General features: G+C 68.8%; 8 protein-coding genes. All 8 read left to right on the forward strand.

The window, feature by feature from the left end; all coding sequences use genetic code 11:
• Window positions 1–10: 10 nt before the first annotated feature.
• The 8 genes from AB0L29_RS24975 to AB0L29_RS25010 all read left to right on the forward strand — a co-directional run bounded on the left by AB0L29_RS24975 (window position 11) and on the right by AB0L29_RS25010 (window position 10,220).
• Entirely contained in the window at window positions 11–1,270 is a 1,260-nt protein-coding gene (locus tag AB0L29_RS24975; RefSeq protein ID WP_365829980.1) for a hydroxymethylglutaryl-CoA synthase family protein, read from the forward strand.
• On the forward strand, window positions 1,258–2,043 hold the full coding sequence (locus tag AB0L29_RS24980) for an enoyl-CoA hydratase/isomerase (RefSeq protein WP_365829981.1): 786 nt from the start codon (window positions 1,258–1,260) through the stop codon (window positions 2,041–2,043). Before AB0L29_RS24975 ends, AB0L29_RS24980 begins: the two co-directional genes overlap by 13 nt.
• Before the next feature lie 2 nt (window positions 2,044–2,045).
• Window positions 2,046–2,798, forward strand: a complete 753-nt coding sequence (locus AB0L29_RS24985; RefSeq protein WP_365829982.1) for a polyketide synthase — start codon at window positions 2,046–2,048, stop codon at window positions 2,796–2,798.
• Between the two features lie 4 nt (window positions 2,799–2,802).
• Window positions 2,803–3,048: an acyl carrier protein gene (locus AB0L29_RS24990; protein ID WP_365829983.1), complete on the forward strand. Its 246-nt coding sequence runs from the start codon at window positions 2,803–2,805 to the stop codon at window positions 3,046–3,048.
• Window positions 3,029–4,276, forward strand: coding sequence for a beta-ketoacyl synthase N-terminal-like domain-containing protein (locus tag AB0L29_RS24995; protein WP_365829984.1), 1,248 nt, complete (start codon window positions 3,029–3,031; stop codon window positions 4,274–4,276). The genes AB0L29_RS24990 and AB0L29_RS24995 overlap by 20 nt, the downstream gene beginning before the upstream one ends.
• A gap of 52 nt (window positions 4,277–4,328) precedes the next feature.
• Window positions 4,329–5,294: an acyltransferase domain-containing protein gene (locus tag AB0L29_RS25000; protein WP_365829985.1), complete on the forward strand. Its 966-nt coding sequence runs from the start codon at window positions 4,329–4,331 to the stop codon at window positions 5,292–5,294.
• A 34-nt stretch (window positions 5,295–5,328) separates the two neighbouring features.
• Window positions 5,329–6,192 carry an SDR family oxidoreductase gene (locus AB0L29_RS25005; protein ID WP_365829986.1) on the forward strand — a complete coding sequence of 288 codons (864 nt, stop codon included), beginning with the start codon at window positions 5,329–5,331 and terminating at the stop codon, window positions 6,190–6,192.
• A gap of 77 nt (window positions 6,193–6,269) precedes the next feature.
• A complete protein-coding gene (locus tag AB0L29_RS25010; RefSeq protein ID WP_365829987.1) occupies window positions 6,270–10,220 on the forward strand; it encodes an SDR family NAD(P)-dependent oxidoreductase in 3,951 nt (1,316 codons plus the stop codon).
• The last annotated feature ends 191 nt before the right edge of the window (window positions 10,221–10,411 follow it).

The raw sequence follows: 10,411 nt of genomic DNA on the forward strand, positions 1-10,411 counted from the left end.
AAGAGAAGTCATGACGACCGTTGGAATCGAAGCACTGAACGTCTTCGCCGGCTCCTGCTATCTCGACGTGGAGAAGCTGGCGATCCACCGAGGTCTCGACACCGCGAGGTTCGACAACCTCCTCATGAAGGAGAAGACCGTCGCGCTGCCGTACGAGGACCCGGTGACGTTCGGCGTCAACGCGGCCAAGCCTCTCATCGACGCGCTCTCGCCCGAGGAACGGGACTCCATCGAGCTGGTCATCACCGCCACCGAGTCGGCGTTCGACTTCGGCAAGTCCATGAGCACCTACTTCCACGACCTGCTCGGGCTGAACCGCAACTGCCGCCTCTTCGAGATCAAGAACGCGTGCTACTCGGGGGTCGCGGCGCTCCAGACGGCGGCGAACTTCATCCTGTCGGGCACCTCGCCGGGCGCGAAGGCCCTGGTCATCGCCACCGACATCACGCGGTTCATGGTCGCGGAGAGCGGTGACGCGCTCTCCGAGGACTGGTCCTTCGCCGAACCGAGCGGCGGCGCCGGCGCCGTGGCGATGATCGTCAGCGACACCCCTCACATCTTCCAGATCGACGTCGGCGCGAGCGGCTACTACGGCTACGAGGTGATGGACACCTGCCGACCCCTGCCCGACAGCGAAGCCGGCAACGCGGACCTGTCCCTGCTCTCCTACCTGGACTGCTGCGAGAACTCCTTCCGCGAGTACCAACGCCGGGTCGGCGACGTCGACTTCGTCTCCACCTTCGGCTACCTTGCCTTCCACACCCCCTTCGGCGGAATGATCAAGGGTGCGCACCGCAACCTGATGCGCAAGATGGCCAAGGCACGTCCGGCGGCCATCGAGGAGGACTTCCGGCGGCGCATGCACCCGGGCCTGACCTACTGTCAGCGCGTCGGGAACATCATGGGTGCGACCACGATGCTCTCGCTGGCCAGCACCATCGACAACGCGGACCTGTCCAGCCCTCAGCGCATAGGCGTCTTCTCGTACGGCTCCGGCTGCTGCTCGGAGTTCTTCAGCGGCGTGTCCCGCCAGGAGAGCCAGGACCGCACGCGCGATCTCGGCATGGAGAAGCACCTCGGCGGCCGGTACGAGCTGTCGATGCCGGAGTACGACTCACTGCTGCAGGCCAACCACGCGGTGAAGTTCGGCACCCGCAACGCCCACCTGAGCACCGACATCGTCCCGCAGGCCCGGACCGGGAGCGGCCGGGAACGCCTCTTCCTGAAGCGGATCGACGAGTTCCACCGGGAGTACGAGTGGGTGTCCTGAACACCGCGGCGTTCGACACCGTCAGGGTCCGCTTCGAGAACGGGATCTGCTTCCTCCAGCTGCACCGTCCGGAGGCGGGCAACACCATCAACGCCCGCCTGGTCGAGGAGTGCGCGGAGGTGGTGCGCTTCGCCGAGGAGCACGCCACGACCCTCGTCCTGGAAGGGCTGCCCGAGGTGTTCTGCTGGGGCGCCGACTTCGGCGACCTCGCCGCGGGAGACACCGGCGGCGGGAACGGGGAATCACCCGCGGCGGCCCTGTACGACCTGTGGCTCTCGCTGGCCTTCGGATCGTTCGTCTCCGTGGCGCACGTCCGCGGCAAGGTGAACGCCGGAGGCATGGGATTCGTGTCCGCCTGCGACATCGTGCTGTGCGCGGACACGGTGATGTTCAGCCTGTCCGAGATGCTCTTCGGACTGATGCCGGCCTGCGTCCTGCCCTTCCTGACCCGGAAGGTCGGCCCGGCCAAGTCCAACTACATGACCCTGATGACCCAGCCGTTCACCGCCGAACAGGCGGTGGCCTGGGGACTCGTCGACGTCAGCGCGGACAACAGCGACAACCTGCTGCGCCGGCACCTGCTGCGGCTGCGCCGTCTGCCCAAGACGGGAGTGACCCGCTACAAGACCTACCTGCGCGCCCTCGACGACATCCTGCTCCCCTCCCGGGACAAGGCCGTCGCCGCCAACCAGGAGGTGTTCTCCGACGAGGGGAACCTGCGCAAGATCGAACGCTATGTGACGACAGGACAGTTCCCCTGGGAAGGAGAGTAGGAATGCAGGACCCACCCGTCGAGTACCGGGAGATCGCCCCTTCCGTCGCCCAGATCACCATGCAGGACCGGGTGCACAAGAACACCTTTTCCGATCAGCTCATCACGGGCCTGCAGGACGCCTTCGCGAAGGCCGCCGCCGACGAACGCTGCAAGGCCGTCGTCCTCACCGGCTACGGCAACTACTTCGCGAGCGGCGGCACCAAGGAGAGCCTGCTCCTCATCCAGGAGCGGCGCATCAGTTTCACCGACGCCGACATCTACAGCCTCGCGCTGGACTGCCCCGTACCCGTCATCGCGGCGATGCAGGGGCACGGCATCGGCGGAGGCTTCGCCATGGGGATGTTCGCCGACTTCGTGATCCTCGGCCAGGAGAGCATCTACACCACGAACTTCATGAAGTACGGGTTCACCCCCGGCATGGGCGCCACCCTGATCCTGCCCAGGAAGCTCGGCATGAGCCTGGGCGGCGAAATGCTGCTCTCGGCGAAGACCTACTACGGCCACGAGCTGAAGGAGCGCGGCGTCCCCTTCCCGGTCCTGCCGCGCGCCGAGGTGCTGCCCCACGCCCTCGAACTGGCCGACACCCTGGCCGAGAAGCCCAGGATCTCCCTGGTCACCCTCAAGAGCCATCTGGTGTCCGAACTCCGCGCCGAACTCCCGCACTACATCGAGCGCGAAGTGGCCATGCACGCGAAGACCTTCCACCAGCCCGAGGTCCGGGCTCTCATCACATCCCACTACACCGGAGGCTGACCCCATGTCGCAGACACGCGTCTTCGACCTGATCGTGGAACACACCCGCGAGGTGATCCCCGAACTCGAAGAACACCGCTTCGCACCCACCGACTCGCTCCGCGACCTGGGAGCCAACTCCATCGACCGGGCGGAGATCATCGTCATGACCCTGGAGTCGCTGTCGGCGAGCATCCCCCTGGTCGAGCTGGCGGACGCGAAGAACATAGGCGAGCTGGCGGATCTCATCCATGACAAGTCCGCGGTCTGACGGCCGCGACGTCGTCGTCACCGGCCTGGGCGTCACCACCGCGGTGGGCCAGGGCAAGGACGACTTCGTCGCAGCCCTTCTCGACGGTCGCCACGCCTTCGGATTCATGCGGCGACCGGGCCGGCTGCCCCCGGCCCCGGCCGGCGACGGGGCCGTGGCCTTCCTGGGCGCCGAGATGGAGGAGCCGGGCCTGCCCGGGAGCATCGCCGCGCGCACCGTGCGCACGGCCTCGCTCTCGGCCAGGGCGGCCCTGACCACGGTGCACGAGGCATGGCACGAGGCGGGGCTGGACGAGGCCGACCCATCCCGCATCGGACTCGTCGTCGGCGGATCCAACGTGCAACAACGGGAGTTGACCCTGCTGCACGCCCGCCACGCGGACCGTCCCGAGTTCCTGCGCCCGACCTACGGCATGGGCTTCATGGACTCCGACCTGTGCGGGTTCCTGACCGAGCAGTTCCCGATCCGGGGCTTCGCGCATACGCTCGGCGGGGCGTCGGCCAGCGGACTGCTCGCGGTGCTCCAGGCCGTGCGGGCCGTGCAGTACGGCGAGGCCGACGTCTGCATCGCCGTCGGCGCGCTCATGGACCTCTCGTACTGGGAATGCCTGGCGTTCCGGGCCATGGGCGCCATGGGCTCCCACCGCTGGGCCGGCGATCCGGCCGCGGCCTGCCGCCCCTTCGACCGTGACCATGACGGGTTCGTCTTCGGCGAGGCCTGCGCCGCGGTGGTCGTCGAGCGGGCGGACGGGCACCGGCAACCGGCGCCGTACGCGCGCTTCCGCGGCGGCGGCAGGGCGATGGACGGCACGCGCAATCCCCATCCGTCGGTGGAGGGGGAGACGGCCGTCATCCAGGCGGCGCTGCGGGAAGCCGGCCTGCCCGCGTCAGCCGTCGACTACGTCAACCCGCACGGCACCGGCTCGCCCACCGGTGACGCGGTCGAACTGCGGGCGCTCGAGCGCTGCGGGCTCACCCACGCCCGGATCAACGCCACCAAGTCGATCACCGGGCACGGGCTCACCGCGGCCGGGGCGGTGGAGATCGTGGCCACGCTCCTGCAGATGAGGGAGGGCAAGCTGCACCCCACCCGCAACCTGGTCGATCCGCTGGACGAGAGGTTCCCCTGGGTGCGCGAGAAGGCGGAGGACTGCGCGGTCCGGACGGCCGTGAGTCTGAGCATGGGCTTCGGCGGCGTCAGCGCGGCGATCTGCCTCGAGAAGTGTTGACGGCGAACGGCCCCCGGGCCCAGGTGCGAGACCTCGCGAAAGGAGCGGCTCGGTGACCGGATCGACCGTGTTCATGTACTCGGGGCAGGGCTCCCAGTACTTCCACATGACCCGCGAACTGTATGAACGGCACCCGCGCTACCGGCTCTGGCTGGAGCACTGCGACGGCATCGCCTCACCCGTCCTCGGCAAGTCGGTGGTGGACACCGTATTCGACCAGGACCGCACGAAGAGCGATCCGTTCGACTCGCTGGCGGACTCCAACGCGGCGCTGCTGTGCGTGGAGTACAGCCTCACACGGGTCGTGCAGGAAATGGGGTACCGGCCGGACGTCCTGGTGGGCTACAGCCTGGGCGAGATCACCGCTGCCGTGGTCGCGGAGGTGCTTCCGCTGGAGCTCGGGATCTCCTTCGCCGTGGAATTCGCGCGGACACTGGCGGACCGCACCCCGCCGTCGGGGATGCTGGCGGTGCTCGGCACGGAGGAACTGCTGCGCAGCCATGCCGAGTTGTTCGCCGGTTGCTGGGTGACGGGACGCAACTTCGACGGCAACTTCGTGGTCAGCGGCCGAACCGAGGCGGTGGAGCGGCTCGAACGCTCCCTGGGGCAGGAAGGAATCGTCTGCCAGCGGCTGCCGGTCAACCACGGCGTGCACACCGAACTCATCGACTCGGTCGAGGACCAGGTGCGCCGCCTCCTCGGCACCGTCACGTTCGCTCCGCCGAAGATCCCCATCGTGTCGTCCGCCGCCACGGACCACGTCGTCGACGTGACGGCCGACGGCGTCTGGGCCGCCATGAGACGTCCGGTGGATTTCGTGCGGACCATCGAGAAGATGGCCGCCGCCGGCGACGCGACCTTCATCGACCTCGGGCCGAGCGCGACACTCGCGACCTTCGTGAAGTACATCCTGCCGCCGGGCAGCGGCTCGGCACAGGCGCACACCGTCAACCGTTTCGGACAGGACCTGAAATCGCTCCGCGAGTTTCAGGAGCAGACAGCCTCCCTGCGGGGCTGAGGACGCGTACGGGAACCAGGAAGGACATCCGGTCATGTCGACGAAGAACGAGATCAGAATCTATCGGGACGCCACCGCGATCATCACGGGCGCCGCGTCGGGGATCGGCCGCGCGCTGGCCGAGGAACTCGTCGCCCGGGGCTGCGAGGTGGTACTGGCCGACCTCCAGATCGACCAGGCGGAGGAAGTGGCGGCCGCGCTGCGGGACTCCGGCGGGAAGGCGACGGCCGCCTGGCTCGACGTCACCGACCACGCGAAGTTCGAACAGCTCGTCAAGGACACCGTCGCGCGGACCGGACGTCTGGACTACCTGTTCAACAACGCCGGCATCACCCACGGCATGGGTGCGGGCGCCCGGCACTACCGCATCGAGGACTGGCGGCGCATGATCGACGTCAACCTCGTCGGTGTCGTCAACGGCGTCCAGGCCGCCTACAACCTCATGATCGACCAGGGGTTCGGCCACATCGTGAACACCGCGTCCCTGGCGGGTCTGGTCCCGAGCGCGGGGACGACCTCGTACGTCACCACCAAGCACGCCGTGGTCGGACTCTCGCACAATCTGCGCATCGAGGGGGCCCAGCTCGGAGTGCGGGTGAGCGTGCTGTGCCCGGGCGTCGTGCGCACCCCCCTCATCGAGGGAGGCGTGTACGGCCGTCGCGTCGAGGGCGTGACCCGTGAGATGACGCGGAACATGTGGGAGGAGCAGAAGCCGATCTCGGCGGAGGAATTCGCCGGGAAGTCGCTCGACGCGGTCGCCCGGAACAAGGGCATCGTCGTGGTTCCCGCGGCCTGGAAGCTGTTCTGGTGGCTCTTCAGGTTGTCGCCGTCCCTCTGCGTGAACATCGCGACCAAGAAGTTCCGAGACCTGGGGCGGAGCGGGACGTCCGGCCGCTGAACCGGCTATGGGCCCGTACACCGGTCCCCCCAAACCTCTGCCGACCGTCCGACCGTCCGCGAACAGGGAGTGCCGATATGCGTAGTGTGTCCCCGAGTCCTTCCACGGCAGCCGTGCCCTCGTCCGCGGCTGCCGGCTGCTTCTACGCGACGGCATGGGTCGAGGCGGAGGCACCCTCGGGGGTGCCGTGGCCGGGTCCCCATCTGCTGCTGTCCGACGCGGACGTCGATGCCGGCCTGCCGGGCGGGTGGGTCGAGCGCGTGGTGCGCACCCCGGATGCGCTCGGCGCCGTGCTCGCCGAGCGGGCCTGGGGCTGCGTCGCGGTGCTGAGCGACGGACGAGAAGCCGGTGTGTCGGCGGGGCTGCGCGTGCTGCAGGCCTGTTCGGTAGGGGTGCTTTCCCCTCCCCGCAGGGTGGTGTTCCTGCCGGCGCCGGGCGCGGTCGACGACGCGGGGTTGTGGGGACTGGCCCGGACCGCCCGGCTGGAGCGGCCCGACCTGTCGGTTCACTGCGTCGAGACACCCAGGGAGCAGCTGGCACGGGCGTTGACGCTGAGCCGGAGCGGCCGTCTGGAGGAGGAATACCGGTTCACCAGGACCGGCGTCCTCGAAGTCCCGCGCCTGCGGCGGCACTCCACGAGCGACGAGGCGTTCGCTGCCCGGCCGGACGCGACGTACGTGATCAGCGGGGGGACGGGAGCCCTGGGGCTGGTGGCGGCCGAGTTCCTGGTCCACCGGGGGGCGCGGCACGTGGTGCTGCTGTCCCGGTCGGCGCACCCGGGATCTCCGGTGCCGCCCGCGGTCGCCGGGCTGCGTCGAGCGGCCCGGGTCGAGTGCGTGACCTGCGATGTGAGCGACCCGCTGAGCGTTCGCCGGGCGCGGGACACGATGACGAGAGCCGGCATGCCGGCGGTGGCGGGTGTCGTCCACGCCGCGGGCGTCCTGGCCGACGGTGTGCTGACGCACCAGTCGGAACGGAAGCTGAGGCAGGTCTACGCGGCCAAGGTCGACGGCGCGAAGAATCTGCGGACCGTGTTCGCGCCACCGGACTTCCTGCTGCTGTTCTCCTCGGCCGCCTCCCTCTTCGGGGCCGCCGGCCAGGCGAGCCATGCCGCGGCGAACGCGACGCTGGACGCGTTGGCCGAGTCCTGGTCCCTGCGCGGTGAGCCCGTTCTCTCCGTCCAGTGGGGCGTGTGGTCCGACGCCGGCATCGCCGTACGGCACGGGGCGGTCGAACGCGCGAGGAGCGCGGGCTTCGGAGCGATCGGCAACGATCTCGGGGCAACGGCGCTGAACCGGCTGCTCGCCGGGCCCGAGCGGGGAGTGGTCTGCGTCTCCCCGCTGGACTGGGACGCGCTGTCGCTGAGGAACCCTTTCGTTTCACGCTTCACCACCCGGCGGCGCACGGACGCGCCGGCGCCGCCACCGGTGCTGGCCGACGTGGAGCAGGTCGTACGCACGGCGGCCCGGACAGCCGTGGGACGGCATGTCGAGGACGACACCTCGCTGGCGGACTCAGGCCTGGACTCGCTGGGAAGCGTACTGCTGCGCAACAGGATCGCGTCCGACCTGGAGGTCGTGCTGTCCCCGGAATTCGCCGTGGAATCGGCAGATGTGCGCTCTTTGGTGGGGTACGTCTTCGAGCAGCTGCGAAGCCGGTCGAGCGACGGTGCGGCTGCTCGGCGCAAGCCCGCGTCACCGGAGCCCGCGACACGACCCGCGGCACCGGAGCCTGTGACACCGCAGTCCGCGACAAGACCGGCGTCACCGGAGCCCGCGTCACAGCCCGCGCCCCGGACGCCCACCGCATCGCGTCTGCCGATCCTCGTCATAGGGGCGGGCCTGGGGGGCCTCGGATTCGCTCGGCGACTGGAGAAGCTGGGCGTCGCGACGGTGATCCTGGAGAAGCGGGACCGGGTGGGCGGCGTATGGAGCTCACTCGCCAACGCGGATTCCAAGGTCCAGATCGACTCTCCGGCGTACAGCTTCGACAGCGCGTCGCCCGCGGTGCACGGCGACCACCGCTGGCGAGCGGTGTTCCCCCGCAGGGACGAGGTCCTCCAGCAGGCGGACTCCGTGGCGTCCGAGCTGAGGGCTCCGATCCACTTCGAGTGCGAAGTGGTTTCCGTCCGGAAGGTACGGGAGCAGGAGTACGAGGCCGTATACCGTCAGCGCGGCGTCACCAAGTCCGTCCGGGTCGCGGGCGTCGCGGCTCTCACGGGCGGACTCCACCTGCCCGTGCGGCACCGATTCCGTGACGAGCACCTCTTCGCGGGGCACGTCGGACTCGGAGTCGCCGATGACACGCCGCCGGAGACGTTCAAGGACGCGTCGGTGGCGATCGTCGGCCACGGTGCTTTCGCCTTGGAGAACATGCGCACGGCCCTGGAGAACGGTGCGCGGCACGTGACGATCATCTGCCGGCGGCGGAACCTGGTCGTGTCCACCCTCTGCAACTGGCTGATCAACTCGAGCGAGGGAGCGACACCGCTCGACGACGTCGTCGACATCATGCGCCCGTTCTACGAGCTGTGCGGCATCGACATAGCCGACCTCCCTTCGCTCTCCCAGGGAGCCGACGGAGGCTTCGTACTGGACCAGTCGACGGTTCCGGCTGCCTCGGACGTCTACTTCCTGGCGCAGGCGCTCGGGAAGGTGACCGTCGTCGAGAGCGAGATCGATCATGTGTCGGCCCGTTCGGTCGTCACGGAGGACGGGCGGGAGGTGGAGGCCGACGTACTGGTCAAATGCCTGGGGTCGGAAACGGACCACAGCGTCCTGTCGAAGATCTTCGGTGCGGACAGCAGAGTCGAGGGGCTCTGGATCGACGGGGACCCCAACCTGTTCACCTACAACGACGGTGCGCAGATCCCCCGGAAGGCGAAGTCCCTGCTCTGCTCGAGTTACGTGTTCTTCCTCCAGGCGTTCGCCGAGGCGTACCTGCATTTCCGCGACGACCCCGCGGAGCTGAAAGCACTGTTCGGCAGGGTCGCCGTGGAGTCGTCGGACAGGTCGTCCTCCGAACGGCTGCTCGTGGAGTTGTGGGACTTCATCGAGCGCGCAAAGAAGAACGTCGCGTCGCGAACCGCCGAGCTCGCCCCGTTCGACCGCTTCCAGAAAGAGCGGGAAGCGGAATGGCGGGCGTACTCCGCGATGATGGGCGGAACGGCGGACGCGGGGGAGCGGCTGTGGGATGTGATGGCCCCGACCATGTCGCTGCTTCACCGGCGGGACCCCGCGTTCCCCGTGGAGCGACGCGTCCGCCACGACGACTTCGGCCCGATGAGTGTCTTCGTGCCGCGACGGCACCGGGTGCTGTTCCTGCCGGGCCGGGGGACCGACGCACGTCTTTCCCGAGCCATGCTGAAAAAGGCCGGCTGGACCAGACGAGAGGACCTGGAGTTCGTCATCCCCGACGCCCCCTACACGATGCCGGCGTTCACCAGCACGGAGCACCTGGAGATGCGGGGTCTGGACTCCTTGGCAGAGGAAGGTCTCTACGACCTGACGGGAACCTACCGGGAGTGGAAGACGGGCTTCGCGGAGCTGTGGGCCCAGTACCACGGCACTCCTGCGGACGCGGCACAGGGGGGTGCCGAGGAAGCTCTACACTCGACCCTCCAGTACCTCAGGGCGGTCGCGGAAGAGCATGGGCCGTTCGCCGGTGTCGCTGGATTCGGTGAAGGCGCCGCGGTCGCTTCCGCGGCTCTCCACCATCAGGCTCGGGGGCATGACGTGGGACTGGGCGGCGTACGCTTCTTCATCGCGATGTCCGCATGGCGGTCCCCTGTCCACGAGCGGGCCGGGATATTCGAGAAGCCCCGACCCCTCGATGTACCCGTGCTCCAGACGCTGGGGGAGAGAGAAGCAGACGTGTTCCAGGCCGCTGCTCCGGTCTTCGGCCGGGACTTTCGCCGGGTGTTCGAGCACAGGCATCTGGGAAAGCACGCCTACCCCTCGCTCACGCGCGGTCTCGATCACAGACTGAACCGCCTGCTGCACGCCGCCTTCGGCCTCGATCTTCCGTAAACCCAGTGGCTCCGCCGGTCCGCCTCCGGACCGTTCCCGGGGTTCTGTCCGCCATCGCCCCCTGGAGGGATCGGGTCGGCATCGGGTTCTCCCGGAAGCCGGGCGTGGCGGTGGAGTCAGCGCCAGTCGTCGATCACGTAGGCGTCCGGGTGGCTGTAGCCGGGTTCGTTGGGCTTGTGCATGGTCACGCC

It is taken from the genome of Streptomyces sp. NPDC052701 (assembly GCF_040678355.1).
Classification (GTDB): domain Bacteria; phylum Actinomycetota; class Actinomycetes; order Streptomycetales; family Streptomycetaceae; genus Streptomyces.